This is a genomic window from Zobellia nedashkovskayae (assembly GCF_015330125.1).
GTDB classification, from domain to species: Bacteria; Bacteroidota; Bacteroidia; order Flavobacteriales; family Flavobacteriaceae; genus Zobellia; species Zobellia nedashkovskayae.
In genome coordinates this window covers 4,615,021-4,640,511 of record NZ_JADDXR010000002.1, presented here as the reverse complement: position 1 = coordinate 4,640,511, position 25,491 = coordinate 4,615,021, and the positions used below count along the sequence as shown (strand labels likewise).

Genomic DNA, 25,491 nt, shown 5'->3' with positions numbered 1-25,491 from the left:
GATAATTGGCACCTTTACAATTACGCTTTGGTTACGTTTTAGTTAGATGGTGGTGCTTCTACATCAATTCCTTCAGTAGTAAAAGAAAAGGCTTGGGCACCTAGTCCGCCAACCATTACGGCTTGGAATAAAGGGTTAATAGGGCGTTTGGAATACCAGTCAATTATAAAATTAGCACCACTACCACCAGAAGTATCTTGCTGCTCAATAACGTAATCTATAGATTCCATTGGGCGAAGGTAGATTGCTTGGTCTAAATAATTTCTCACCAAATCACCACCTGTATTGTAATAATCTATGGTCGTAATAAATAGGCTGTCTCGTAAGCTCGTATTTCTTATGCTCAAAGTTGCAGTCAATAATGTTCTAGAATCTCTAGTTTGGTTATAAATATCGGAATATATAGGTACGTATACCTGTTTGGTAAGAGGGTCAACCGTTGTCCGGTCGACCCTTCTATTTAAAGTATGTTCGTCAAGAACCTTTACCGGCTTTTCGTCGGTTGGTCGCTTGCATGAAGTAACTAGAATAATGAGTGCAAGAGCGCTGGCTATGGCCCAAATAGGCTTCTCAATAAAAAAAAATCTATTGCTGTATTTGTTCATTGCCTTTAACGTTCTAACCTCATTATATTCAGATGCTTCAAAACTAGTTATCTATTCCCATTCTGTATGGAAAATTCCTTCTTTATCCAATCTCTCGTAAGTGTGCGAACCAAAGAAATCTCGTTGTGCTTGAATAAGGTTCAATGGTAACCTACTAGATGTATAAGCATCAAAATAAGTAAGTGAGTTTGAAATTCCAGGTAATGGAATACCATTTGCAGCAGCGTGTGCCACTAATTTTCTTGTAGAACCTACCGTACTCTTCACTTTGTCAATAAAATGACTTGAAAGTAAAAGGTTTGGTAAATCTTTGTCGGCTTCGAAAGCCTCTGAAATATCAGCTAATAAGCCAGCTCTAATTATACAGCCTGCACGCCAGATTTTTGCAATTGTTGTAATATCTAGGTTGTAGTTGTATTCTTTGGATGCGTCCGCTAATTGATGTAGTCCTTGCGCATATGTGATAATGAAAGAGAAGTAAAGTGCTTCTTCAGCCATTTTCTCCAATTCTTTTTTGTCTAATTTCTCAATTTCTGGACGGTCATATAATTTATCGGCTTCTATTCTTTCGTCTTTAAGACCTGATATCTCACGCATGCTAACGGCAATATCAATAGAAGGAACAGGAATACCCAGATCCATTGCGTTTTGGCTAGTCCATTTTCCAGTACCTTTTTGTTTTGCTTTGTCTAAAATCTGATCTACTAGATGGCCTTTGTCTAAACCAAGTTCATCTTTTTGCTCAAGAATTTTAGAAGTAATTTCAACTAGAAAAGACTGCAAACGACCTGCGTTCCATTTAGAAAAGGTATCGTGCATTTCTTCATTAGAAAAATCACCTGCTTTTTTAAGCAAATCGTAAACTTCGGAAGTAAGTTGCATTAATCCATATTCAATACCATTGTGAACCATTTTTACATAGTTACCGGATGATTTTGGTCCTAAATAAGCTACACAAGGTTCTCCTTTGTATTTTGCGGAAACAGCTTCAAAAATAGGTTTTATATGTTGGTAAGCGGATTTTGAACCTCCGGGCATAATACTAGGCCCTAGGCGAGCGCCTTTAGCACCACCGGAAACACCAGCTCCAAAGAAATTGATAGCCTTGTCATGAAGATAAGCTTCACGGCGATCAGTATCTGTAAAAAAGGAATTACCACCATCTATAATAATGTCACCTCGGTCAATATGCGGCAAAAGACTTTCAATTACGGCATCCACAATCTTACCTGCGGGAACCAAGAGCATAATTTTTCTTGGCTCTTTTAGAGCTTGAACAAAGGTTTTTATGCTGGTAGAGGCATTTACCTTGGCTTCGTGACCACCCTCTTCCTTTAAAGCGGCTACTTTTTCAGGGTCTAAATCATGTCCGTAGGCAGAAAAACCATTATCGGCTACATTTAATATAAAGTTACGCCCCATAACACCTAGGCCAACTAATCCAAAATCATATTTTTCTTCCATCTTCTAATTTTAAAATTACATGGACGACCATTAAAGTGATATTATTGGTCGATACAACCAAAATTAAACGAAATTATTGAAATGTAAGATTATCTTAGGGTAAACTCGTTGGTATTACTGCATCTTTTCGATACTTTTAACCTTTCAAATAGTATATGGATACCATCTCATTATGAATAAAACAGAAAATCAGATTCTTGTGATATTTGGCGCATCTGGCGACCTTACAGCAAGAAAACTTGTTCCCGCACTTTTTAACCTCCATCAGGCAGATCAACTTCCTGAAAATTTTATAGTTCTAGGGGCAAGTAGAAGTGATATGACAGATAGCGCTTTTAGGAAAAAAGTGGTATCAGAAAGTACATACTTAAAAAATAAACTAAAAGACCTATCGGACGAGTATATAAAAAACTTTGCAGATAAATTCTTTTATGAAGATTTAGGTGGGAGTTACGATACGGATTATAGCCGTTTGCGTAAAAGGGTAGAGGATTTAAAGAACAAATACCAGACTTCTGGCAACATTATATATTACCTTTCTACACCTCCTACTTTATATGAGACAATAGCCCATAACTTGGCAGAAGCCGGTATGAGTACTCAAAACAACGGGTGGAAAAGATTGATCGTAGAAAAACCTTTTGGTTATAGTCTAGATACGGCCAAACAACTCAATTCTGGTCTTCAGAAGTTTTTTAAAGAAGATCAAATCTATAGAATAGATCACTATTTGGGTAAAGAAACGGTGCAGAATCTTCTGATAACACGTTTTGCCAATAGTATTTTTGAACCACTTTGGAACCGTAATTATATCCATCATGTAGAAATTACCAATGCAGAAAGTGTTGGTGTGGAAAAGAGAGGCGGTTATTATGATACTTCCGGAGCTTTAAGAGATATGTTCCAAAACCATTTGCTACAGATAGTTTCGTTAATTGTTATGGAACCACCTATTAGCGATGCTCCAGAAGACATCCGAAACGAAAAGGTTAAAGCGCTTAAGTCCCTTAGGGTGATGAAAACAGATAAAGAACTATTCGATAATACGATTAGGGCGCAGTACACAACATCCGTAATTGATGGTCAAGAAGTAAAAGGCTACCGCGAAGAAGATGGGGTAGGTAAAGATTCTACCACTGAAACATTTGCAGCTATTAAGTTTTTTGTTGATAACTGGAGGTGGAAAGATACGCCGTTCTACGTTCGTACGGCCAAGAGAATGCCAACAAAGGCAACGGAAGTTGTTATTCACTTTAAAACGCCACATCACCAGATATTTCAGGAATCAGGATTGGATAGTAAGGATAACAAGTTGGTTATCCGTATTCAACCAGATGAAGGTATTTTATTGAAATTTGGAGTAAAAGTACCTGGTCAAGGATTTAAAGTGGAGCGAGCAAATCTGGATTTTTATTACTCTAGTTTAGCGGAGACTCACGTTATGGATGCATATGAGCGTTTATTGTTAGATGCTATGCAAGGTGATGCTACATTATATGCTAGAGCAGATGAAGTTGAAGCTGCTTGGGAATTTGTGGATCCTATATTAAAGTATTGGTCTAGTGGTAAAGATGTTAGAATGTACGGGTACGCCGCAGGTGTTTGGGGCCCTGAAAATTCTCATGAATTAATAGAAGGAATCGGTGAATGGAGGAATCCTGGGCCAAACTTAACGGACGACCCTGGTTTTTGTGTTATTTGTTAATCATTATGTGGCGTGCTGTTCTTAGAACGGCCTTTTGTATATTTTAAAATAGACTATGGAATTAAAGATATATCAGGATAAAAACGAAGTTGCTAAAGAGTTTTCAAATTATTTTGCCGAGAAAGCAAAAGGAGACGAGCCCTTTCATGTAGCACTTTCCGGAGGAAGCACACCAAAAATAGTTTTTGATGTTCTTGCAAAGGAATTTGGCGCTAGTATTGACTGGAAATTAGTTCATTTCTATTGGGGAGATGAACGTTGTGTGCTTCCTACTGATGATGAGAGCAATTATAAAATGACAGTAGAACACCTTTTGTCAAAAATTGAAATTCCAGAAGAAAATATTCATAGAATTAAGGGAGAGAATGATCCAGAGGAAGAAGCTGTTCGTTATGCCCAAGTGCTAAAAAATGAGCTTCCTGGAAAAAATGGTTTTCCGCAGTTTGATTTGGTGATTTTAGGTATGGGAGACGATGGTCATACCGCATCTATTTTTCCACATGAAATAGAATTGTGGAAGTCTGTAAATCTTTGTGAAGTGGCTGTTCATCCGGACTCGGGTCAAAAAAGAATTACAATTACAGGAAACCTTATCAATCATTCTAAAACCGTTGCTTTTCTTGTTACGGGAGCTAGCAAGGAAGAAAAGGTTGGAGAAATTCTAAATTGTGAAGGTGCGTGTGATACCTATCCCGCTAATTTGGTGGCCCCAACGTTGGGTGATTTAGTTTGGTTTTTAGATGAGGCCGCAGCTGGTAAAATCAGGGAAGGTCAAGTTTAACGTTTTCACCGTTTAAACTTTCTAAATGTAGTTCTGATTTAAATTGAGTAGAGTCGAACTCGGTGTCTCTAGAGAAAGCTTCTTCTTTACGCTTCTTACTTCTGGCAAAACGCCTAACGCCTTGTTCGTTGTCTAAAAGTAGTCCAGGTATTGGTACGCCTCTGCCGTCTTCATCTTTTGCTACCATGGTAAAATATGATGAGTTGCAGTGGCGTTTTGTGCCAGACTTAATATCTTGAGATTCTACACGAACCCCAACTACCATAGATGTTCTTCCTGTATAATTAATGGAAGCGCGAAGTGTTAAGAGTTCGCCTACTTCTACGGGGTGTAAAAAGTCTACCCGGTTTACAGAGGCAGTTACACAATACATTTGCGAATGTTTTGAAGCACACGCAAAAGCAATCTGATCCATAAGACTAAGTATATGCCCTCCATGAACCTTTCCTCCAAAATTTGAGTGGGAGGGTAGCATGAGTTCTGTAATTGAAACCCTTGATTCGTTAGCGGTTTTAAATTTTTCCATTAGTTTTTAAAATGTGGTGAATTTTCTAGCTCTACTTTGGTCACAAAATATTTACTATCGCCAAGCCAAACAAAAGTAGCAAACCGTTCAACATAATGTAATTTTACATACTGTCCTTGGTGTTCTTGCAATTGCTTAATAACTTCTTTATCCTTGTCTAAAACAGAAAAAGAAAAGATTTGAGCTCCAGAAATACCTTGACTTATCTCTCCTTCCCAAGTTTTTACAATAACTCCTTTGTGACTTATTTTAATCAGCTCTCCAGAACGTATTCCATCACTGTAGGTTACAAAATAAATAAAGGCATAAACAATACCAAATAGGGCAACGATAATTCCCAAGGTTACAAAAAGCGACTTTTTCATGATTTTAGTTTTAGTTCGCTTTCAAAATCATCATCTTGAGCGCGTTTTAATATTGGTTCTGGGATTGATTTTTTAGCTTTTGCTCCCATTATTTTTAATTTTTCTATACTTACTACAATGTTTCCACGGCCTTCAACAAGCTTGTTCATGGCTCCTTTATACTCGGATTTAGCCTCGTCCATTTTCTTGCCAACCTTGGTAAGGTCGTTTACAAAACCCTCAAACTTATCATAAAGGGCACCTGCTTGTCTAGCAATTTCCAATGCATTACGTTGTTGTTTTTCGTTATTCCACATACTATCAATAGTGCGTAATGTAGCTAATAGGGTAGATGGAGTAACGATAATAATATTTTGTTCAAAAGCTTTGTTATACAGGTTGTTATCGTTATTTATGGCAATGGCAAAAGCAGGTTCTATAGGAACGAACATCAAAACAAAGTCCGGACTTTCCATAGCATAAAGGTCTTCGTATTTTTTTGCTGAAAGTTGATCAACATGCCTTTTGAGGGAGTTAATGTGGTCTTTTAGGTATTTGTCCCGCATATCGTCCTCCGCATTTACAAAACGCTCGTAATCCGTAAGGGATACTTTTGAATCCACAACCATTTTTTTACCATCGGGAAGGTGTATGACTACATCAGGAAGTACTCTAGAGCCATCTTCTCTAGTAAAACTTTGCTGAACCGTATATTCACGGTCTTTTTCTAATCCTGATTTTTCAAGTACGCGTTCCAATACCAACTCACCCCAGTTTCCTTGCATCTTACTATCGCCTTTTAGAGCTTTGGTAAGATTTTCGGCCTCTTGGGTAATCTTCAGGTTTTGATTCTGTAGATTTAAAAGTTGTTCTTTTAAAGCGGAATGAATACTAATATTCTCCTTCTGGCTTTCTTCGACCTTCTTCTCAAAAAGCTGTATTTTGTCATTTAAGGGAGATAAAATATCTTTAATATTCTTTTCGTTACGCTCAGTGAACTTTAAGCTTTTTTCCTCTAAAATTTTATTGGCAAGGTTCTCAAATTCTTTGGTGAATTTTTCTTGGAGCTTTTCTACTTCTTCTTTTTGATCTGTATTTTTAAGTTGAAGATTTTCTAAATCTGCTTGATACCGAACAATCTGGTTACCCATCTGTTCTTTTTCTGCCTGAAGATTTATTTTAAGCACATCGCTATCGCGTAATCGCTGTTCTAATATACCAAGGTTGGCGTTTAGTTGTTGCTCTCGTTCTTCAAGTGCACTATGGGCAGACTTCGTCTTTAAGTTCTGAATATAGTTCCCTAAGAGGTAACCCAAGGCCAGGCATACAAGTCCAATTAATAAATATACGAGGTAAATATTCATTTATAAGATAAAGTGTTCGGGGTAAAGATACAAGATTGGCTTTAAATCCAAACACTACTCTTATGTTACTTTTTTATTCGAAAAGAACCTGTTTTAGGGTCAAACGAGACGGTATCCGAAGGAAATAACGACTCAAAGGCTTTTTGTTCAATTAGTTCACACGGTTGCCCAAAATAATTCTTTTTACCATCTAGTAAAACCATTTTATCGCATAGCTGAATTGCCATTTCAATTTCGTGAGTAGTAAAGACTACCGTTTTTTGAGAGGTATGTGCAATAGTGCGCAGAAGTTTTAAAATCTGAATTTTATGATAAAGGTCTAGGTGAGTGGTGGGCTCATCAAGAAGTATAATGGAGGTGTCCTGTGTAAAAGCCCTGGCAATCATTACACGTTGTAATTGACCGTCACTTAACTCGTAACATTTTTTATGTTGCAACTCATCTAATTCTAATGAGTTGATTGCGCCTTTAATTTTTTGCTTGTCTATATCTGTGAGCGTACCTAACCAGTTGGTATAAGGTTGCCTGCCCAATGCAACCAACTCCAAAACGGATAAATTTTTTGAAGCAATAGGCTCCGTTAGTACCATACTTATTTCTGCCGATAATTCTAATGGGGCATAAGAAACAATGGGTTTTCCTTTAACGGCAAGACAACCCCCTAAATCTGGTTGGGCATTGCCTAAAGTCCGTAATAGGGTAGATTTTCCAATACCATTTATACCTACAATAGCTGTAAGTTCACCAGGGGCTAGTGCAAAATTTATATTTTCTGCAATAGCTTTTTTACCATATCCAATAGAGAGGTTGGCAGCAGTAAGTGTATTATGTTTTGTATGAAGGGCGACGGCGATTTCTTTTTAAAGTTGTTTTTTTATGTTTTTTGGCAATTTACTGATGTTCTTTATTTTAATGTTCTTGTAATATACTTCACAAGCTTCAGATTGAAATTGTATTTTACCCTTTGTTAGAGCCGTTGCAACATCCTCCTTGTTATACTCTTTTGCATTTTCCAGAACCATTACCACTTTGCCGTTTACAATATGGTAGGCCTTGTCTTTAATACAGATAAGCTCTACACGAGTCCATTCGCCATGTGGGTTTTCAAAATTAGCCATTCTTCTGCAACGACCATCACCACCGGTTTTAAAAGTACGTATTTCACCTTTTGGATCGTAGAACCAAAACTCTTTACCGTTTTCACTACGTTTTGTGGCTTTAATATCCATACTAACCCCAGCTAGAGGAAAGAAGTCACCACAATCCGTTTCTTGTATTTGCATTTCTGGGGAACGCATCCAAACATTCCAAAATTGGCCGTGTGGTTCTTGGGCATGGTAAAGAACACCGCTATCTCTTTTGTCTTTCAGACGTGGTTCAAATTTTTTTGTTCCCCATTTAATATCAAAAACTAGATGATAGTTTTCATATTCTTTTTTGGTACTTAATCCTCCATAGATTTTACCGCTAACGTTTAAAACGGTTTCACCGTTTTCCTGAGTGGTAGAGAAAACATTTAAAGGGTCGTTATTCAGACCAATTGGTGTTCCGTGCATTCCGTCTCCCTTTTCGTAACCTTCTAATTCTAGCGAGGTGTGAGGAACGCCTATAAAAACATCCCAATTGGTAAGGTCTTTGTCAAGAAGGTTTTCCCAGTCTTTGTCATTGTTTTGAGCTATTACATTGCTTACAGCACATACGAAAAGAAGAATAAGGTAAGTTAATTTGGTTCTCATAATTAATTAGAGGTATTAGTTGAGAGTTATTATCGAATTGGTATTCTCAGTTAGTAAATCTATATAATTATAAATACGACCTGTATAACATATGATTCTATATGTATAATTTAAAGTTTTTAATAAAAGAGATGTTATCAAAACACCATCTTTCTTTTTCTGATCAGTAACCAAATAACTACAGGTGCACCCAAAATACTTGTAATGGCATTTATAGGAAGCACTTCTGCACTATTAGGTAGTTGTGCAATAGTATCGCAAATGAGCATGAGAATAGCGCCATATACCAAAACTGCTGGCACCAAAATCCGGTGCTCCGTAGTATTAAAAACTTGACGTGTTAAATGCGGAACCGCTAAACCAATAAAGGCAATAGGACCTGCAAAAGCCGTGACACCACCTGCTAAAAGACCGGTTGCAATTATAATGAGATAGCGCGAACGTTTTAGGTTTACACCTAAACTACGAGCGTAGTTCTCGCCAAGGAGCAAAGCATTCAAAGGTTTTATGGAAAGAATTCCTAGAATAACGCCTATTATAACAATGATGAATAATAACCCCAGTTGATGCCAAGATAAGTTTCCAACACTTCCAAAAGACCAGTATACAAACTGCTGAAGTTCTTCGGCATTACTAAAATAAGATAGAACACTTACTATAGCTGCGCTGATGCTCCCAAACATAAGGCCAATAATTAAAAGCGCCATAGTGTCCTTTACTTTTGAGGCAACCGTTATGACGGCCAAAAGCACTAGAAAACTACCTATACTGGAAACAATAGCCAATGATATGTCCGTAACTAAACTCAACCCAAATAGTGATGTGAGTGTTGCTGAACCCATAATTAAAAAAGCAGCTCCTAAACTTGCTCCGGAACTTATACCCAAAACAAAAGGTCCAGCAAGTGGATTTCTAAATAACGTCTGCATTAAGAGTCCGCTTAAGGAAAGTCCGCCGCCTACAAACACAGCTGTAAAGGCTTTAGGAATTCTGTAGTTCCAGATAATATATTCCCAAGCTGTATTTTCTATAGCACCACCAAAAACGGAATGCAGCGTTTCTGAAAAGGGAATAGAAACCGAACCCAAAGAAATATTTATGCCCAAAGCAATTACTAGCGCAGTAATCAGAAGAACAAAAGAAGAGCGATATGTTTTAGGAGTTTGCAACTATTCTAAAGGCTTAAAAAAGAAAAGTTCATGATCAGGTAACAATTCAGGATGAAAAATATGAATGAGGTCTTTTAGTACCAAATCCGGTCGCATAGGTCCCAATTCATAATATAACAATCCTCCTGTAGCTCCTTTGGCAATAGTATTAGAGAAAATAGTTTTGTTTTTGTATGCATCAAATTGGGTGTAATGTTTATTGGATTCTTCAATATCTTCATATGAGGTAAGCATAGAAGGGTTGAGCCAATAATCTGCATGTTGCGCTGTGGCAAGAACGGTCTCTAAACTTTGGCCAATACCACCGGTTTCTTGCGTTTCTTTCCAAAGATAATCCGTTTTGGCATCTTTTAGAAATTGCGCCATCCAGCTTTTTCCTCCGGCAACATGCCACACATCTTTATACAATCCTCCGGTAAGTACCGTTGGTTTTTTGGTAACGTTCTCTACAATACTTTTTGTTTGAAAATATGATTGCTCTATCGACTTAAAAATACTATCGGCTTTAGTTTCCAGTCCGAAAAAAGGTGCGAAAAATTTAACCCACTCTGCTTTTCCTAAAGGAGATTCTTCCGTCCAATCGCCATTATATACAATAGGAATATTAGAACGCATTACAGTTTCGTATGCCTTGTTCTGGTTGTTCATTCCAAACCCAACCACAACATCAGGCTTTAGGCTAATAGCGATTTCCGTATTTAAAGTTTCATTATTGCCCAATTCTTTAATGTCCCCATTATCAATCAGTTTACGTGCGTTTTCGGAAGAGATTAATTCAGTTTTTGGAAAGCCAACTAATTTATCAAGAACTCCCAAAGCTTCAAGAGAAGGGATGTGGGTAGTAGAAGTTACAATTAAACGTTCTACAGGGGTGGCAACAATAGCATCATAATCATCTTTGTTGAGGGTCATTGATGCCATTTTATTTTTTGGAATCAGTGCGTATTTAAAAGAAGTATTGGCTCCTGGCCAAGCAGATAAAACTTCAATTATGGTAAGTCCGTTGTTGGACTTTTCAATTGTAAAACCCTTTGCATGGCTTATTTCAATTTCAGCTGCAGGTGTATTCGGTAAAGAAGAATCCTTTTTTTTATCGGTCTTACAGGCGATAAAAAGGCAAAACATTAAGACTAAAATGCTGTTTTTCAATGTGCTTGGTTTGTAGTTGTTACTTGGGGCATGCTTTGTTACGCTGCTAAAGGTAATGTGTTTATCTACTAAGAAGAAAGGCACTTGCTAATTAATTTTAAGGAAGAGGGCTTATAACCGGCTAATTACCATTGTTCTATTAAGTTAAAATTTAGATATGATAAAAATAATTTAAGCCCTGTTATTAGTTCATTATATTTGACGCTTAAAAATAATTATGATGAAGAAAGTTTTATTTGTTTTGGCCTTGGTTGTATTTGCTTCTTGTGGAGATGATGATAAAAATGAACCAAAAGAGGTTATAGACTACACAGTTAAGAATGAATTGGATATAAAGGAATATATTGAAGCAAACGGTTTGGATGCAACTAGAAGTGATTCTGGTCTTTACTATGTTATAGAAGAAGAAGGTACAGGTGAAAGACCTACGGCTAGTTCCGATGTAACTGTGGCTTATAAAGGTTATTTTTTAGATGGAAATGTTTTTGATCAAAGTGGCTCAAGTGGTGCTACTTTTCCTCTTTCAGGTGTCATTGCTGGGTGGACAGAAGGTATTACTTATTTCAAAGAAGGAGGAAACGGTATACTTTTAGTTCCAGCGGCCTTAGGTTATGGGAATTCAGATAGGAGTGGTATTCCCGGTGGCTCCGTACTTGTTTTTGAAGTTAATCTTATAGAAGTAAATTAAATTATAATGCTATACGATAAAAATACCCTTCAAGCGAAGGGTATTTTTTTTAGGTTGTATTTGTCAATGAATTTACTACCTTCGCCGCGAATTTTGGTTCGATAAAGTGACATATATTTTGTCGATTAAAAGGGAATCCGGTTAAAATCCGGAACTGTTCCCGCAACTGTAAGTTCATGCCAAGCTATTCTTGGTGCCTCTTACGAGGGTGTTGTTTTCTTCAATACCACTGTCTAAGTAATAGATGGGAAGGTAAGACAACATTGAACAAGTCAGGAGACCTGCCATTTTCATAACCTTAAACAAGACTTTCGGGTAAAAGGTCTTTAACGGTATGAGAGATAATAAACCATTTTTGATTATTCTTGTTTTCTTATGCACTTTGTTTGGCAATGCCCAACAGGATAGCATAACAGTTTTGGACGAAGTGATTCTTACTGATGTTCGACTTTTGCATTTTTCGAATGGAAAGGTAGACGTTCTAAAAGATTCTTTAGTTGACCGTAATGGCAGCTCTTTGACTGACCTTCTACAATTTAACTCTAATATTTATTTAAAAGAAAACGGATTAGGAATGATTTCTTCTCCATCTTTCCGAGGAACTAACGCCTCACAGACAGCGGTTATCTGGAATGGCATCAATATTAATTCACAACTTACTGGTCAGGTTGATTTTAATACGATTGTACCAAGAAATTACGGCTCTATAAGTGTTAGAAGTGGGGGAGGAAGTGTGCAATTTGGTAGTGGAGCGATCGGTGGTAGTGTGCATTTGAATGACCTGTTCCGATTCGATAAACATTCAGAACATGAGTTACTCTTTAGTTATGGGAGTTTTGATACAAAGAATTTTAATTACCGTACTTCTATTGGGTCAAAGAAAACCACAGTAGGTTTAGGAATAAACTATCTTGAATCGGAAAACGACTATAAATATTTGGGAACAGACCAAAGGAATGAAAATGGCGCCTTTAATAATGTTAATATCAATGCTAATATAGGACATGAAATAAACGATAGTCAATTACTGAAATTCTATCATAACACTTTTATTGGTGACCGTGATTTTTCAGGAACTATTACTGCACCTTCCAATTCTAATTATCGTGATTATAATTCCCGTAACCTTTTGGAATGGAGTCATTTTAATGAAAAACGAATTCATCGGGTTAAATTGGGTTACTTGTACGAAAAGTACAAATACTATGATAATAAAGAGAGGGAAGATTTTTCCTTTGGAAATACAAATACATTTTTGATCAATTATGATTACAAAATTAATTTTAAGGATATTGTTCTCAATGGCATTGCCGATTACAGTTATATTGAAGCTAAAGGAACTTCTCTTGAAAATGGTACCAGAAAAACACTGGCCACAACCCTTTTATTCAAACATAATTTAAGTGAGAAGGTTACCTACGGAGCCAACCTTAGAAAAGAATTTATAAATGATTACAAGAGTCCGTTTGTATACTCTTTAAACGCCAGATATTCTTTTAACTCCCACCACACTATTTATTTGAATGCTTCAAAAAACTATAGGGTTCCTACATTCAATGAAGTCTATTGGATTTTAGGTGGAGGATCAGGTGGTAATCCTGATATAAGACCTGAATCTTCTTTACAGGCAGAAATAGGGCAGACCTTTAAAAAAGAGAAGTATACTTTTCAATGGGCTGCCTTTTATATTAATTCTGAGGATCTTATTCAGTGGAGGCCAAATGATATGGGAATTTGGACTCCCATCAATATTAATAACGCGTCAAATTATGGTCTTGAAGTCTCATTAGAGTTAGCGGAAAAATGGGGAAACCGTCATCTTACTTGGAAAAATAGCTATGCACTGACTAAGGCGGTAGATTCTGAGACTAATAAATCGTTAATGTATGTGCCAGAACATAAGGTAACATCCATTCTAACATATGCCTATTCAAACTGGCGATTATTTTATCAATTATTCGTTAATAGCAGCGTTTTTATCACTTCAGATAATTCTGAGTCTTTATCGGGGTATGCCGTATCGAACTTAGGCTTGAGTAGAAGTTTTAAAATAAAGGAAAAAATGAATATTGAGACTTCGCTGCAAATCAATAATCTATTTAATAAAAATTATCAAAATGTTGCCTTCAGGCCTATGCCAAATAGGAATGTACAATTAAAGTTAAAGTTTAAAATTTAAAAAAAGAACAAAATGAAAATGAAACAAGTATCAATTTTAGTAGCCATGGCGGCCTTATTTACAGTTAGTTGTTCAAATGATGACGATGGAGTTGTAATTGAAGAGGTGAAGGGAGATTACCAAAATGGAATTTTAGTAGCAAATGAAGGTCCCTTTAACAACGGTAGCGGAACGGTAACTTATATATCTAACGATTCATTACTAGTAAAAGATGCTATTTTTAAATTAGAAAATAATGAAGATGTAGGTAACATACTACAGTCTATCGCCTTTGATGAAGAACTGGCTTATATTGTGGTCAATAATTCACATAAAATTCATGTGGTCAATCGGTATACTTTTAAAAGCGAGGGAGTAATAGATGAAGGCCTTTTAAACCCTAGATATATGACTGTTTCAAATGGGAAGGGGTATGTTACCAATTGGGGAGATACTGCAGATGAAACTGATGATTATATTGCCGTTATTGATTTAATTTCCAATACGGTTTCAGAATCTATTCCTGTTGAGTTAGGGCCAGAAGCTATCACTTCCAATGCCAATTTTGTCTATGTAGCCCATAAAGGAGCATTCGGTCAGAATAATAAGGTTTCAATAATTGATTCTTCTTCGGACTTAATTGCATCTACGCTAACCGTTGGAGATTTTCCTAATTCCATGCAATGGGATACTGCCGGAAATTTATGGGTATTAAGCAGCGGTGCTCCAGAATATACTGGTGAAGAAACCAAAGGAACACTTACGGAAATTAACACATCAGACAATACTATTTCACAGACTTTAGATTTTGATACTACAGAGCATCCAAGTGCTTTGAGTGTAGAAGATGATACATTTTATTATGGGATGTCTAATGCCGTTTATTCATTTGAATCTGGATCGGATGTTTTGCCTACTGAAGCTTATATAAATGATGTCTCGTTTTATACTATGACTGTTAATAACGGTAAACTTTATGGAACAGATGCTAAAGATTATGTTAGTAAAGGAGATTTGTATATTTATGATTTGAATACGAAGACATTAACCAATACTATTTCTGTGGGTATTATTCCAGGAGGTATATATTTTAATTAAAATTGATGCTTAAAGTCTGTTCTTTTATGCCTGCTGTTACCCAAATGCTCTATGATATGGGTTTGCAAGAACATTTGTATGGTGTTACGTTTGAATGTCCCCCACAGGCGCTGAAAGAGAAAAAACCAGTAGTGCGGTGTATCTTAGAAGGTAAGAATTATACAAGTAAACAGATAGATGTCTTTTTCTCTGAAGGTAAACAAGAAGGGAAGAAACTCTACTATGTAGATGAGGAAGCATTGGCGGAAATAGCGCCAGACATTATATTTACTCAAGATATGTGTGATGTTTGCCAGATTGATACGGAATGTACAGCTGCTGCAGTAGCCAATCTTGATAAGCAACCAGAACTCATTTCTATTAGTCCAATGGGTTTTGATGATGTTTTTCAAAATGCCGTTACCATAGCAAAAGCATTGGATAAAGAAGAGGTTGCTTACGCATACTTAATAAAGTTAAATGACCGGGTTAATCATGTCATAGATACAATAATAGCATCCAAGGCTCCTAAAAAGAAGGTATTGTTGTTAGAATGGTTGGAGCCTATTTATAATTGTGGACATTGGATTCCTCATCAGATAGATTTTGCCGGAGGTGTAGATATGTTATCTAACCCATCTGGGAATAGCGGGGTTATTTCTTGGGAAGATATTTTAGCGTACAATCCAGAAGTGATTGTTATAGCCCCATGCGGATTTAGTATGAAAAGAACATTGTCAGAAATGCACTTATTACTTTTAAAAGATGGGTGGAATTCATTGGAAGCAGTACAGAAACAACAGGTTTTTATAACAGATTTTGATTTGTTTACGCAATCATCTGCAGGAACGTTGGTAGATGGCATAGAACTATTGGCAGGATTGTTTCATCCGGAAGCAATTTCTATTCCTTCGCGTTTAAAACGTAAATACCAAAAATTTTATGAATTCTAAGGGACTATAAATTAATAAAAAAAGCGACCTGTTTTAAACAGGTCGCTTTTTTGTTTTTAAGTAAAGTCTATATTCCATAGGTATTTCCTAAAGAGAAACATTAGAGATAACAAAATACATCTCCTTCTAAAATTCATTCCAATTTAAGGTTTTAAAGCAAGAGTTATACAATTTTTATTTTTGACTTGTAAGTAGCCTATATTAGTAATACACTATTATTTAACTCATAAAAACAAGGTATTTATGGCTTTTGCAGGCAGATTGCGCTTTGCTCGGAAGTAGAAAAAATTAGGCAAGCAGACTTAGAAAAGCTTGTTAGAACTTCTGGTGATATTATTGATACTTATATTCGTGATGGGAAAACGAGAATAGCTTACACGCAATAACAAAAAAAAATTCCTAGAAGTTTAACTCTCAAAAGGCTTATGTTATAATTCTTCTACATATATAATTAACCAAGAATTAATAGCCATTATCCGATAAAATTTGTTGTATTTGCTGCTCTAAAACGGGTGTAAAATTATTTGCTGAATCATACATCTCTTTTTTAACTTTTCCAGAACTTATTTTAATATATGGTCTATTAACATATTCTGCAATTGCCGCAGTCATATATTCCACTGTATAGTTATCACATATTATATTTGTCACATCGTTAATAAAAGAAGAATAATCTATTCCTTGTTTTACATTGTCCCATATAGCAGAGGGAACGTCATTTCTTGTTTTAGCTTTTGTATCGATAGACTTATTTGTGAATTTTATAATATTAGTTGATACTAATAATCTATTATAAAAATCGAGACACAGTTGATTTTGTGATAAATTAGTTATATCATTTTTATAATTAATATTAATTGGAATAGCATTACTGTTTATAGAAATAAGTAAAAAATATGCTGAGATTAAAAATTTATATTTCATATGCTGAAAATTTGTTGTTTTATTAGATTAAAAATAAATGGAATACTTGGTAAAATAATTATAATAATAAAAGGATATGTGTATCCGCAAAAAATAAGCCAATTAGAAGTAATGTATTCATAAAATTTGATTTTATGTTTTTTACGGTTTCTACTTTCTATTCTCAGAAATATTAAATAAATCCAAAAAGAAAAGAAAAAGAAAATATAAAATTTTAAGTAAGAAAACCCTTTTGCGCCTAATTGCTCATTAAGACCTAAGTCAAATATTTTAACAATAATTTCAGGCAATGAAAGTATTAATATAAGACTTAACCCTAAAAAGTTAGTCCATCTAATAAATATCAAGTAAGGACTATTCGGGGCAATCATCTTCGTTAAATTCATGGCGTTTTCCATATTCATTTTCTGTATTAAATGGTTTTGTTTCCCCATTCATTTTTTCAATTTCATTTTTTAATTTTGTCTGTGGATAGTGTCCAATAACCTTTAGGTTATCGGAACTACCTATTGAATAGTATTTCATAAAGCTAGTTTATATTCAATTAGCTGGGGATAAGAGAATTATTCGTTCTGATCTCAATTTTTTTACCTGCTTTTATAGCCTCCTCAATAATTTTTTGATTTCGACTTAACGTGTTGTGAACACCATATTTAACTTCATTTAAAATCCATTTTTTAGTATTACTATTATAAATTAGGTTATCTGCAATAACACAAAAAAACTCCTAGAATTTTAACTCTCTAAGATTTGTATTGTTTTTCTTACCCGAAACTCCATTAGCTAGAAAAACTAGCTTCTTAAATTAATTTATATTCAGCTTTTTCAACTGTACCATCCTCATTAAAAAATACTATAAATTCATAATGGTCAAGAGGCGCGTAATTATCTGGATCATAGGCAACATAACACCAAGTGTTTTTACCCCAACAATTTTCTTTAAAATCTTTTCCTAAAATTTCTATGACTTCTCTTTGGGTTTTACCTATTAATAAATTGCTATTATTAATATCACGAACCATTTTATATCTTGAATTAATATCTTCAACCCTTAGTTTTTTTTCAAAACTTTTAGACCTTACTATGGGGTCAATTACCGCAAAACAAATTAAGCCTAATAATCCCGTATAAACTATCGGCATTATAAAAACTAACATTATCGATTTTAAATTCGAATACTTACTTTTAAATCTATTTACAAACTTCCTGTATAGAAAAAATGATGGTATTAGAAACACCAATTGAAGTATAACAAAACCTATTATAAGATTAACCATATTAATAAATAATTAAGGCACAATCTATTTTTGATTGTGCCTTTAATTTAAATCAAACTTTATTGATATAGACGTGTACCACTTACTATTCTTCGAATAGTATTTAAATAATATTGTCTAAGCATAGAATGCATTTATGCACTAGTATTTTCAACCTATCTAGGATATTTAATTAACCTGTGGATATTTTCTTACATTACCTTTCTACAGTAGAAATAACATCATGAAAATTATTTGAATTAATTTTATTTGTAACAATTTCCATATAACTATTGTCTTCTAAGTTTTTTAGATGAGCTTGAATGGAACAAGCTTTCCAAACATCTTCTTCTTTTATCAAACAATATAACTCAAGGTTCTTTCTAAATTCTTCAATTTCAGATTGACTGGATAATTTTAAAAAAATATTTGAAACACTATTTATATCACTTTGTAAAACATTCAAAGTGCTCAAAATTAAAAATTTATGATTATCTTCTTTTATATAAGTCTCTCGAATAATAAGTTGATAACGTATATTACTACTAATTAAATCCTATATTCCACTTTGAATAGCTTCTTCATCTGTACTAAAAGAAATGGATTCATTATATATTTCCTTTCCATCATTGTAATATAATTGTCAAACCTTTAGCTCTGGATATAAAAACTACTTGTTTGTGTTACAGGGAAGCTATATCTAATTAAAAAGGGTTACCAAATTATAGGTGGATAGGTAACATACATATTGTCTTTTAGAGGTGTAAACATTTTGGAGCTTGCCATAGTTTCAATAGGTAGCACTACCTTCTGGTCACCTTTGGCAGAAGAACCTGTTATTAATTCTATGGCTTCCGCAAGATAGGGTTCTTCTAAATCGCCTAAAACCCCCATGTTTGTAACGTCTTCTTGTAATGGTTCATCAGGAAAAAGCCCACTGGTGAAATTCGAAAACCCTCATATGTTATAATTCATTTTGTAATTCTGCTTTAAACTCTTTATCAAGCATAAGTACTTGTTCTAAAATATTTTTAAAATCATTATCTGATGCAGAAATTGGAAGATTGCATTTAACCAAGTCTTCAAACTTATAATTATTCAATACTGCCAAAGAATCAAATCGGGAAGCAAACGTTGTGAATTCTTCCTCTATATTTTTAATAGAATAAATACATTCTATTAAACCTTTATTAAAAGATATACTTAAATAAATAATGAGATTATTGATTATCTCTTCCATGTAAAAACACTTATCCCTGTTACTATATGACATACCTGGATATAAAATATTTGATTCTCTAATAACATTAATTGACGGGGTTTTGCCATCTTTGAAATTACTAAAATTATTACATAGGGCTATGTATATATCGGAAAAGCCTATTTTACTTAAGGTGGGTATTAAAATTTCATTATCCATTAGCAAGCATAATATTTTGCTAAAAATATAATTTCTATTCCAAATTCTCTCACTCTTTTTTCACACAAGGGTTACCAAATTATAGGTGGGTCGGTAACATACATATTGTCTTTTAGAGGTGTAAACATTTTGGAGCTTATCATAGTTTCAATAGGTAGCACTACCTTCTGGTCACCTTTGGCAGAAGAACCTGTTATTAATTCTATGGCTTTCGCAAGATAGGGTTCTTCTAAATCGCCTAAAACTCCCATGTGCGTAACGTCTTCTTGTAATGGTTCATCAGGAAAAAGCCCACTGGTGAAATTTGAAAATCCTTCTGCATTTTCATTTCTTCCCAATAAAGGCTGAATGGCCCATTTGTTATTAGATTTAATTTTGCTTGTTCTTTCGGCACTGTAGATGTAGTTATTACCTCTATCATCTACCATGGTTACTGAAAACTCATTTTTTCCTCGTGTGGTTTCTCCTATTTGAACAATATCCATATAAGGTCTTAGTCCATTTATTATTAATTCACTGGCAGAGGCAGTTCCGGTTGTGGTTAAGACGTATACTTTTTTTAAGTTTAACGTATTTATGGCTGTTCCCTTTCCTGTCTTTTCTGCAAAAAACCGTCTTAGCTCAGTATCGCTGTCATCTAATACTTTTTGATATTTTTCATTATAAAGGGCCTTAAGGAAGACATCTTTTGAATTGGTACCATATATCATACTAGATAAAAGAACTGCCGTGTTAACAGAACCTCCTGGGTTATATCTTAAATCAAGTACCAGTTCATTTACTCCACTGGATTTAAACCTGCCAAAAACGGTATTCAGCTGTTCATCGTATTCGTTTGTAAATCCGGTGTAAGCCAGATAACCAATTTTGCTATCTTGTATTTCTATGATTTCATCCATAAAAATTGGATTTTCTCTAAGACCTACTTCTTTGGTTAATTGTACATCTTCTCCGTTTGATTCAGCGTTTTCTCCAACTATGCTGGCCATATTTAGAGTATACGAATCACTATCCCCAAACAATAGGGATATGTAATTTTGATCGGTAAGGGTAGTGCCATTTACTCCGGTAAACAGGTCACCTCGATTTATATTTTTTGTTGATGCATTTGAATTTGGTACAATGTATTGCACATAGCCGTAAAGTTCGCTACTGTTTGCTGTTTGGCGTGCCAAGCCAAACATAAGTCCATTGCTTTTAGAAATACCGGCTAAAGACTGTGTAAGCTCTACATAATCATCTGAAAAGAAACTAAACCTATCCTCAGAAAAAAGTAATTTATCATCAAAGAATTTTCCTGGGTCTGATTCAGAAGATAGGAATTCCGTATAGATTGCGGAACCTTCAGGGGTGTTAGGGAAGTTCGTGTCAGATAAATTTTCCACATCAGATTGCCAGAAATACCAAAAATTCATGGCTTTCCACATAAAATCTTGCACTTCCACCCCTGCGTCAGGGTCAGGGTCTACGGTATCGGGAATGGAAAAATCATCACTTTTTGAACAGGAAAATGTTAGAAAAAGTGAAAGAAAAAATCCTGTGATTACGCTTTTTTTCATGGCTGATGATATAATTTATTGGGGAGTTTTAAGTGACACCGTAATAGAATACCACAACGTAAAAAAAACCATCTTATTTTTAGTTTTCTGATTTTAATGGTTTTAGTAAGCCATCCATAACCATAGCATTGTTTGTTAAAGAAAATATTCTTGAGTGTGCAAATGAATTAGTAAAGGATCTCGGGTTCAAGCTTCTTTTGGCAGTGTTGCCTGAAATTATAGATAGAGTTAATGCTAAAAGCGGTTCATCTATTTCTCCTAATACACCTAAATTTTCAACATCTTCTGGTAATTCGTAATCAGGTACTAACCCATTTTCATAATCAGAGAATCCATCTGCATTTTCATTCTTACCTAATAAGGGTTGAATTCCCCATTGATTATCTGGGTTGATGTCACTATCGTTATTTCCTGTATAAAAGTAACCGGTTGAAGGGTCATCAACGAAAGTATTAGAAAACTCACTTTTGCCTACTGTCAATTCGCCTACATGTACTACATCAACGTAAGGAGCGAGACCGTTCATAACCAATTCACTGGAGGATGCTGTTCGGCCCGTAGCAATAATATATACTTTTTTTAGATTCAGGGTATTAAGAGCTGTCTTGCTATCGAAAGTTGTATCCGTAAAATTATCTTCGACGTCAGCTGCTTCAGAATTAGCCATTATTTTATCATTGTAACGAGCTCTTAAAAGTAATTGGTCGGTTTCAGTACCATAAACAGCGCTTGCCATTTGAATTGCAGAGGTGACTCTACCACCTCCGTTATATCTGAAATCTAAAATTAACTCGTCAATGTTTTCTGCTTTAAATTCGCCAAAAACAGTATTTAACTGGTCGTCATAGGCGGCTAGAAAACTATTATACATTAAGTAGCCTATTTTCTTTCCGTTCTGCTCAATGATTTTATTAATATATATAGGGTTTTCTGAAAAATTCTCGATCTTGGTCAGAGCTACTTCTTTAGCATTGCCTATGACGGATTCTCCAGAGAAATCAGCCATATTAAGAGTGTAATTTGCATTATCGCCAAAAAGTAAATCTATATAGTTGCTACGGGTCAATGTTTGTCCATCTACTCCATTAAAGACGTCTCCTCTCATTATTTCTTTACTAGAGGCGTCTGAGTTTGGTAATATATAAGTTACAACGCCATATATATCTATATCATTTTCAGTACCGTATAATTGGAATTCTACACCATTACTACTTGAAATTCCCTGTAAAGAATTCACGAGGTCTTTGTAGTTTTCAACGGCAACACTAAACCTGTCAGAAGCGGCTGCATCTCCTACTGATTCCGCATGATTAAAGGTAAGGTCATTATAAAAGAAATCACTAGGGTTGGATTCTGAAGCTAAAAAAGAAATATAATCAGGGTCATTAGAGCCTTGAAATTTATCATCGGCGAGGTTGGGAACATCGGCTTGCCAAAAATACCATATATTCATTACTTGGTACATGAAATTTTGTGCAGGGTAGTCAGCTGCGGTTTTTAACTCTTCTTCAACAACTTCTTCCTGTTCATCTGGAAAAATGTTATCGTCATTTTTACAACTAATAAATAAAAATCCTGTAGCAAGGAACAATAAGAGATACTTTTTCATAGTTTTTCATTATCGGATAAAACTACCAAATCAATTATCGTTCCAAAGAACTGGAGATAATTTAATGGGGGAGCTTAGATTAAAAGTTCTTAATTAGTATACGTAACTAGTTAGTAAAAAGTTGTAGCAATTACTTACAGAATTGAAATATAAAAAATATTTGTAACATAATGGAAAGTAGTTCGTCTTCATTATGTAGCGCCTTTTAAAGGCGTTCAAAATAACTAGACCATTAGAATGCAACAGGCAGATTTTTTAAAGATTGTGGGACCTTTTCAGGATAAGCTGTTCCGTTTGGCAAAACGGTTGTTAGTGTCTAGGGAAGAAGCTGAGGATGCCACGCAAGAGATTCTGTTAAAGCTTTGGGCTAAGAATAAGAGCATAGAACAGTATAAGAGTGTAGAAGCTTTTGCAATGACCATGACCAAAAACTTCTGTCTGGACCGATTAAAATCTAAGCAGGCTGGAAATTTAAAACTAGTTCATACCAACTATGAGGAAAAAGGAAGTTCATTACAAAAAAAAATAGAGGCAAACGATAGTGTTTCATGGGTAGGGAAAATAATGGAAGATTTACCCGAGCAACAAAAAATGGTCTTGCAGTTACGTGACGTAGAAGAGTATGATTATGATGAGATTGCCAAAATGTTAGAAATGCAGCCAACAGCGGTGAGAGTTGCCTTGTCACGGGCTAGAAAGACCGTGAGAGAGAAATTAATACAAAAACACAGTTATGGAATTGGATAAAATAGAAAAATTACTTGAAAAGTACTTTGAAGCAAATACAACGGTTGCAGAAGAGAAGCTGCTTGGAGCGTATTTTTCTAAGGATGATATCCCTGAGAAACTGCAGCAATATATTCCTTTGTTCAGTTTTATGGACGGAGCTAAAAAAGAGCAGTTTTCCAAGGAAGTTGTATTGGAGCCTGAAACAAAAGGTACTAGTAAAAATTTCTATAAATGGATGTCTATTGCAGCAGCAGTTATGCTAATGTTCGGAGTGTATTTAGGAAAAAACTATTATGATGAAAAGGAACTAGAGCAACAACAGGCTCTTTATGCCTACAACGAAACGAAAAAAGCGTTGGACATGCTTAGTCAGAATATGGAAAGAGGTACGGAGAAAATAGGATACCTCAATGAGTTTGTTGTAGCAAAACAAAAAATTTATAATAAGAATTAAAATTAAAACCCGAGAAATGAAACAGATATTAATTGTACTAATAGTAGCGGTGTTGCCGGTAATGGGCTTTTCACAGTCCCTATTTGATAAATATGAAGACCTAGATGAGGTAAGTGCGGTAGTTGTAAACCGTAGCATGTTTAATTTACTGAGTAAAATAGACGTTGAGGTAGACGATCCAGAAGCCAAAGACTTTATGGATATAGCTAAGAGTTTAAATAACTTAAAGGTTTTTATTACTGAAGACAAGTCTATTTCTACAGATATGAAATTGTCCGTAGAGAAATATCTTAAATCTGCCAAGCTAGAAGAGCTTATGCGTGTAAAAGATAAAGATGCTAACGTTAAGTTCTATATCCGTGCTGGTAAAGACGATGACCACGTTAGTGAGCTTCTTATGTTCGTTACAGGTATAAACAACGTAAATGTAGATGTAAACGGTAGAAAGTTTGAAACGGTACTTTTGTCGTTAACAGGAGATATAGACCTAAACAAGATAGGTTCTTTGACTAAAAAAATGAACTTGCCAGAAGAGTTGAACGAAGCTGGTAAGAATAGAAAGTAAATTAATCATCATCAATCAATAATCAAAAACAATCATTAATCTTAAAACGAACAATCATGAAAAAGCTAAGTGTATTTTTAGTACTAGTAGTATTACCATTTTTTGGAATTTCCCAATCTATATTTGACAAGTATGATAACATGAACAATGTAGGTTCTGTTACCGTAAACAAAAGTATGATCAGACTAGCAGGTAACATAGCTGCTTTTGATGAGGGCGACCAGGATTCTCAGGATTTCGCAGAACTAGCCCAAGGCTTAGACGGTATTAAGGTATTTATTACCGAAGATGCAGGAATATCCGAAGACATGGGTAAAACGGTTAAAAAGTATCTAAAATCTTCTAACCTAGAAGAGTTGATGAAAGTGAAGGACAAGGATGCTACTGTAAAGTTCTATATTAAAGAAGGAAGAGATGAGGATCATGTTAGTGAGCTTTTATTATTCGTGTCGGATATTAATAGTGATGAGCTAGATATGGGCAATAGAAAATTTGAAAGTGTTTTGGTATCGCTAACAGGAGATATAGATTTGAACAAAATTGGAGCACTAACTAGAAAGATGAATCTTCCTGAAGAGCTAAACGAAGTAGGAGGAAGGTAAAAGAACACCCTCTAAGTCTAATTCAACACCCTAAAGACATTTATATGAAAAGAATAACAATGGTTATAGCTACCCTGCTATTATGTATTGTAAGTGCTTGTAATTCTACACCTAGCTTACAACAGTATTATGTAACAAATTCTGAGAATCCTAATTTTTTGACTTTAGATTTGCCGGTAGGCCTTTTGAATATAAGGGAGGCGCAATTATCTCCAGAACAAAAAGAAAGTCTTGGCTCATTAAAAAAGCTAAATGTTCTGGCTTTTAAGAAGACTGAAGCAAACCAAGCGGACTTTCTAAAAGAGCAGACTATTATAAAGTCTATCTTAAAAAAAGAAGACTTCACAGAACTCATGAAAATGAATACGGATTTTGGTAGGGCCACAATCAAGTATCTTGGAGATGAAGATGCCATTGATGAGGTGGTGATTTACGGAGATAATGAAGATAAAGGCTTTTTAGTGGTTCGGGTTTTAGGAAAAAACATGAATCCGGCAAAAATGATTCAGTTTGTTCAAGCTTTAGAAAAATCTGAGTTTAAAGGAGGTGAACTATCTAAGGTCATGGACTTTATGAAGTAAAAACAACAACATATTTAGCTTAAAAAAACAAACCAAATTGAATGGTTTGTTTTTTTTTTGAATAAAATTTAAA

28 protein-coding genes and 1 riboswitch are annotated in these 25,491 nt (G+C 34.9%); of the genes, 11 read left to right on the top strand and 17 right to left on the bottom strand.

The window, feature by feature from the left end; all coding sequences use genetic code 11:
• Positions 1–38: 38 nt before the first annotated feature.
• Both IWB64_RS19170 and gndA read right to left on the bottom strand, forming a co-directional pair.
• Positions 39–605 carry a DUF3124 domain-containing protein gene (locus tag IWB64_RS19170; protein ID WP_194535539.1) on the bottom strand — a complete coding sequence of 189 codons (567 nt, stop codon included), beginning with the start codon at positions 603–605 and terminating at the stop codon, positions 39–41.
• 51 nt (positions 606–656) lie between these two features.
• Entirely contained in the window at positions 657–2,069 is a 1,413-nt protein-coding gene (gene gndA, locus IWB64_RS19165; RefSeq protein ID WP_194535538.1) for an NADP-dependent phosphogluconate dehydrogenase, read from the bottom strand.
• Between the two features lie 172 nt (positions 2,070–2,241).
• On the opposite strand from gndA, the gene zwf reads away from it, so the two are divergent.
• Together zwf and pgl are read left to right on the top strand one after the other, a co-directional pair.
• Complete coding sequence (gene zwf / locus IWB64_RS19160; RefSeq protein ID WP_194535537.1) at positions 2,242–3,774, top strand: glucose-6-phosphate dehydrogenase; 1,533 nt, start codon at positions 2,242–2,244, stop codon at positions 3,772–3,774.
• A 55-nt stretch (positions 3,775–3,829) separates the two neighbouring features.
• Complete coding sequence (pgl, locus tag IWB64_RS19155; RefSeq protein WP_194535536.1) at positions 3,830–4,555, top strand: 6-phosphogluconolactonase; 726 nt, start codon at positions 3,830–3,832, stop codon at positions 4,553–4,555.
• On the opposite strand, the gene IWB64_RS19150 is transcribed toward pgl, so the two are convergent.
• From IWB64_RS19150 to IWB64_RS19120, 7 genes are all read right to left on the bottom strand, one after another.
• Entirely contained in the window at positions 4,536–5,081 is a 546-nt protein-coding gene (locus tag IWB64_RS19150) for an acyl-CoA thioesterase (protein ID WP_155595819.1), read from the bottom strand. The genes pgl and IWB64_RS19150 overlap by 20 nt on opposite strands.
• On the bottom strand, positions 5,081–5,446 hold the full coding sequence (locus IWB64_RS19145) for a 6-phosphogluconate dehydrogenase (RefSeq protein WP_194535535.1): 366 nt from the start codon (positions 5,444–5,446) through the stop codon (positions 5,081–5,083). Before IWB64_RS19145 ends, IWB64_RS19150 begins: the two co-directional genes overlap by 1 nt.
• A complete protein-coding gene (gene rmuC, locus IWB64_RS19140; RefSeq protein WP_194535534.1) occupies positions 5,443–6,789 on the bottom strand; it encodes a DNA recombination protein RmuC in 1,347 nt (448 codons plus the stop codon). The genes IWB64_RS19145 and rmuC overlap by 4 nt, the downstream gene beginning before the upstream one ends.
• A 65-nt stretch (positions 6,790–6,854) precedes the next feature.
• Entirely contained in the window at positions 6,855–7,556 is a 702-nt protein-coding gene (locus tag IWB64_RS19135) for an ABC transporter ATP-binding protein (RefSeq protein ID WP_317172005.1), read from the bottom strand.
• Between the two features lie 93 nt (positions 7,557–7,649).
• Positions 7,650–8,525 (bottom strand): 3-keto-disaccharide hydrolase, encoded by an 876-nt coding sequence (locus IWB64_RS19130; RefSeq protein WP_194535533.1) that lies wholly within the window; start codon positions 8,523–8,525, stop codon positions 7,650–7,652.
• A 137-nt stretch (positions 8,526–8,662) separates the two neighbouring features.
• Complete coding sequence (locus tag IWB64_RS19125) at positions 8,663–9,694, bottom strand: FecCD family ABC transporter permease (RefSeq protein WP_194535532.1); 1,032 nt, start codon at positions 9,692–9,694, stop codon at positions 8,663–8,665.
• Positions 9,695–10,843 carry an ABC transporter substrate-binding protein gene (locus tag IWB64_RS19120; protein WP_226975946.1) on the bottom strand — a complete coding sequence of 383 codons (1,149 nt, stop codon included), beginning with the start codon at positions 10,841–10,843 and terminating at the stop codon, positions 9,695–9,697. It lies immediately after the preceding gene.
• A 220-nt stretch (positions 10,844–11,063) separates the two neighbouring features.
• Between IWB64_RS19120 and IWB64_RS19115 the strand changes: the two genes are divergently transcribed.
• The 4 genes from IWB64_RS19115 (at position 11,064) to IWB64_RS19100 (ending at position 15,719) form a co-directional block, all read left to right on the top strand.
• Positions 11,064–11,531, top strand: a complete 468-nt coding sequence (locus tag IWB64_RS19115; protein WP_194535944.1) for an FKBP-type peptidyl-prolyl cis-trans isomerase — start codon at positions 11,064–11,066, stop codon at positions 11,529–11,531.
• Positions 11,532–11,608: 77 nt separating this feature from the next.
• Positions 11,609–11,834: riboswitch (cobalamin riboswitch) on the top strand.
• A gap of 31 nt (positions 11,835–11,865) precedes the next feature.
• Positions 11,866–13,710 (top strand): TonB-dependent receptor plug domain-containing protein, encoded by a 1,845-nt coding sequence (locus IWB64_RS19110; protein WP_194535531.1) that lies wholly within the window; start codon positions 11,866–11,868, stop codon positions 13,708–13,710.
• An 18-nt stretch (positions 13,711–13,728) separates the two neighbouring features.
• A complete protein-coding gene (locus tag IWB64_RS19105) occupies positions 13,729–14,787 on the top strand; it encodes a YncE family protein (RefSeq protein ID WP_226975945.1) in 1,059 nt (352 codons plus the stop codon).
• A gap of 5 nt (positions 14,788–14,792) precedes the next feature.
• Positions 14,793–15,719: an ABC transporter substrate-binding protein gene (locus IWB64_RS19100; RefSeq protein WP_194535529.1), complete on the top strand. Its 927-nt coding sequence runs from the start codon at positions 14,793–14,795 to the stop codon at positions 15,717–15,719.
• 462 nt (positions 15,720–16,181) lie between these two features.
• On the opposite strand, the gene IWB64_RS19095 is transcribed toward IWB64_RS19100, so the two are convergent.
• The 8 genes from IWB64_RS19095 to IWB64_RS19060 all read right to left on the bottom strand — a co-directional run bounded on the left by IWB64_RS19095 (position 16,182) and on the right by IWB64_RS19060 (position 22,487).
• Positions 16,182–16,643: a hypothetical protein gene (locus IWB64_RS19095; RefSeq protein ID WP_194535528.1), complete on the bottom strand. Its 462-nt coding sequence runs from the start codon at positions 16,641–16,643 to the stop codon at positions 16,182–16,184.
• Between the two features lie 354 nt (positions 16,644–16,997).
• The gene (locus IWB64_RS19090) at positions 16,998–17,168 is read right to left on the bottom strand and encodes a hypothetical protein (RefSeq protein WP_194535527.1); all 171 of its coding nucleotides are present in this window, start codon (positions 17,166–17,168) and stop codon (positions 16,998–17,000) included.
• A gap of 275 nt (positions 17,169–17,443) precedes the next feature.
• Positions 17,444–17,800 carry an outer membrane protein assembly factor BamE domain-containing protein gene (gene bamE / locus IWB64_RS19085; RefSeq protein ID WP_194535526.1) on the bottom strand — a complete coding sequence of 119 codons (357 nt, stop codon included), beginning with the start codon at positions 17,798–17,800 and terminating at the stop codon, positions 17,444–17,446.
• Between the two features lie 316 nt (positions 17,801–18,116).
• Positions 18,117–18,374, bottom strand: coding sequence for a hypothetical protein (locus tag IWB64_RS19080; RefSeq protein WP_194535525.1), 258 nt, complete (start codon positions 18,372–18,374; stop codon positions 18,117–18,119).
• A 239-nt stretch (positions 18,375–18,613) separates the two neighbouring features.
• Positions 18,614–18,793 (bottom strand): hypothetical protein, encoded by a 180-nt coding sequence (locus tag IWB64_RS19075; protein WP_194535524.1) that lies wholly within the window; start codon positions 18,791–18,793, stop codon positions 18,614–18,616.
• Positions 18,794–18,863: 70 nt separating this feature from the next.
• On the bottom strand, positions 18,864–19,319 hold the full coding sequence (locus IWB64_RS19070) for a hypothetical protein (RefSeq protein ID WP_194535523.1): 456 nt from the start codon (positions 19,317–19,319) through the stop codon (positions 18,864–18,866).
• Positions 19,320–19,390: 71 nt separating this feature from the next.
• Complete coding sequence (locus IWB64_RS19065) at positions 19,391–20,878, bottom strand: S41 family peptidase (protein ID WP_194535522.1); 1,488 nt, start codon at positions 20,876–20,878, stop codon at positions 19,391–19,393.
• A 79-nt stretch (positions 20,879–20,957) separates the two neighbouring features.
• Complete coding sequence (locus tag IWB64_RS19060; protein ID WP_194535521.1) at positions 20,958–22,487, bottom strand: S41 family peptidase; 1,530 nt, start codon at positions 22,485–22,487, stop codon at positions 20,958–20,960.
• Positions 22,488–22,724: 237 nt separating this feature from the next.
• Here IWB64_RS19060 and IWB64_RS19055 point away from each other — a divergent pair, with 237 nt between their 5' ends.
• The 5 genes from IWB64_RS19055 to IWB64_RS19035 are packed head-to-tail and all read left to right on the top strand — an operon-like array spanning position 22,725 to position 25,418.
• Positions 22,725–23,234 (top strand): RNA polymerase sigma factor, encoded by a 510-nt coding sequence (locus tag IWB64_RS19055; RefSeq protein WP_194535520.1) that lies wholly within the window; start codon positions 22,725–22,727, stop codon positions 23,232–23,234.
• A complete protein-coding gene (locus IWB64_RS19050) occupies positions 23,221–23,670 on the top strand; it encodes a hypothetical protein (protein ID WP_194535519.1) in 450 nt (149 codons plus the stop codon). Before IWB64_RS19055 ends, IWB64_RS19050 begins: the two co-directional genes overlap by 14 nt.
• Positions 23,671–23,686: 16 nt before the next feature.
• Positions 23,687–24,235, top strand: a complete 549-nt coding sequence (locus IWB64_RS19045; protein WP_194535518.1) for a DUF4252 domain-containing protein — start codon at positions 23,687–23,689, stop codon at positions 24,233–24,235.
• Between the two features lie 56 nt (positions 24,236–24,291).
• A complete protein-coding gene (locus IWB64_RS19040) occupies positions 24,292–24,837 on the top strand; it encodes a DUF4252 domain-containing protein (RefSeq protein WP_194535517.1) in 546 nt (181 codons plus the stop codon).
• Positions 24,838–24,881: 44 nt separating this feature from the next.
• Positions 24,882–25,418 carry a DUF4252 domain-containing protein gene (locus tag IWB64_RS19035; protein ID WP_194535516.1) on the top strand — a complete coding sequence of 179 codons (537 nt, stop codon included), beginning with the start codon at positions 24,882–24,884 and terminating at the stop codon, positions 25,416–25,418.
• Positions 25,419–25,491 lie beyond the last annotated feature (73 nt).

Bases quoted from the DNA above. Each gene is read 5' to 3' on its own strand.
- IWB64_RS19170 (WP_194535539.1), bottom strand. From the start codon at position 605: ATGAACAAATACAGCAATAGATTTTTTTTTATTGAGAAGCCTATTTGG.
- gndA (WP_194535538.1), bottom strand. From the start codon at position 2,069: ATGGAAGAAAAATATGATTTTGGATTAGTTGGCCTAGGTGTTATGGGG.
- zwf (WP_194535537.1), top strand. From the start codon at position 2,242: ATGAATAAAACAGAAAATCAGATTCTTGTGATATTTGGCGCATCTGGC.
- pgl (WP_194535536.1), top strand. From the start codon at position 3,830: ATGGAATTAAAGATATATCAGGATAAAAACGAAGTTGCTAAAGAGTTT.
- IWB64_RS19150 (WP_155595819.1), bottom strand. From the start codon at position 5,081: ATGGAAAAATTTAAAACCGCTAACGAATCAAGGGTTTCAATTACAGAA.
- IWB64_RS19145 (WP_194535535.1), bottom strand. From the start codon at position 5,446: ATGAAAAAGTCGCTTTTTGTAACCTTGGGAATTATCGTTGCCCTATTT.
- rmuC (WP_194535534.1), bottom strand. From the start codon at position 6,789: ATGAATATTTACCTCGTATATTTATTAATTGGACTTGTATGCCTGGCC.
- IWB64_RS19130 (WP_194535533.1), bottom strand. From the start codon at position 8,525: ATGAGAACCAAATTAACTTACCTTATTCTTCTTTTCGTATGTGCTGTA.
- IWB64_RS19115 (WP_194535944.1), top strand. From the start codon at position 11,064: ATGAAGAAAGTTTTATTTGTTTTGGCCTTGGTTGTATTTGCTTCTTGT.
- IWB64_RS19110 (WP_194535531.1), top strand. From the start codon at position 11,866: ATGAGAGATAATAAACCATTTTTGATTATTCTTGTTTTCTTATGCACT.
- IWB64_RS19105 (WP_226975945.1), top strand. From the start codon at position 13,729: ATGAAACAAGTATCAATTTTAGTAGCCATGGCGGCCTTATTTACAGTT.
- IWB64_RS19100 (WP_194535529.1), top strand. From the start codon at position 14,793: ATGCTTAAAGTCTGTTCTTTTATGCCTGCTGTTACCCAAATGCTCTAT.
- IWB64_RS19095 (WP_194535528.1), bottom strand. From the start codon at position 16,643: ATGAAATATAAATTTTTAATCTCAGCATATTTTTTACTTATTTCTATA.
- IWB64_RS19090 (WP_194535527.1), bottom strand. From the start codon at position 17,168: ATGAAATACTATTCAATAGGTAGTTCCGATAACCTAAAGGTTATTGGA.
- bamE (WP_194535526.1), bottom strand. From the start codon at position 17,800: ATGTTAGTTTTTATAATGCCGATAGTTTATACGGGATTATTAGGCTTA.
- IWB64_RS19075 (WP_194535524.1), bottom strand. From the start codon at position 18,793: ATGGGGGTTTTAGGCGATTTAGAAGAACCCTATCTTGCGGAAGCCATA.
- IWB64_RS19070 (WP_194535523.1), bottom strand. From the start codon at position 19,319: ATGGATAATGAAATTTTAATACCCACCTTAAGTAAAATAGGCTTTTCC.
- IWB64_RS19065 (WP_194535522.1), bottom strand. From the start codon at position 20,878: ATGAAAAAAAGCGTAATCACAGGATTTTTTCTTTCACTTTTTCTAACA.
- IWB64_RS19060 (WP_194535521.1), bottom strand. From the start codon at position 22,487: ATGAAAAAGTATCTCTTATTGTTCCTTGCTACAGGATTTTTATTTATT.
- IWB64_RS19055 (WP_194535520.1), top strand. From the start codon at position 22,725: ATGCAACAGGCAGATTTTTTAAAGATTGTGGGACCTTTTCAGGATAAG.
- IWB64_RS19050 (WP_194535519.1), top strand. From the start codon at position 23,221: ATGGAATTGGATAAAATAGAAAAATTACTTGAAAAGTACTTTGAAGCA.
- IWB64_RS19045 (WP_194535518.1), top strand. From the start codon at position 23,687: ATGAAACAGATATTAATTGTACTAATAGTAGCGGTGTTGCCGGTAATG.
- IWB64_RS19040 (WP_194535517.1), top strand. From the start codon at position 24,292: ATGAAAAAGCTAAGTGTATTTTTAGTACTAGTAGTATTACCATTTTTT.
- IWB64_RS19035 (WP_194535516.1), top strand. From the start codon at position 24,882: ATGAAAAGAATAACAATGGTTATAGCTACCCTGCTATTATGTATTGTA.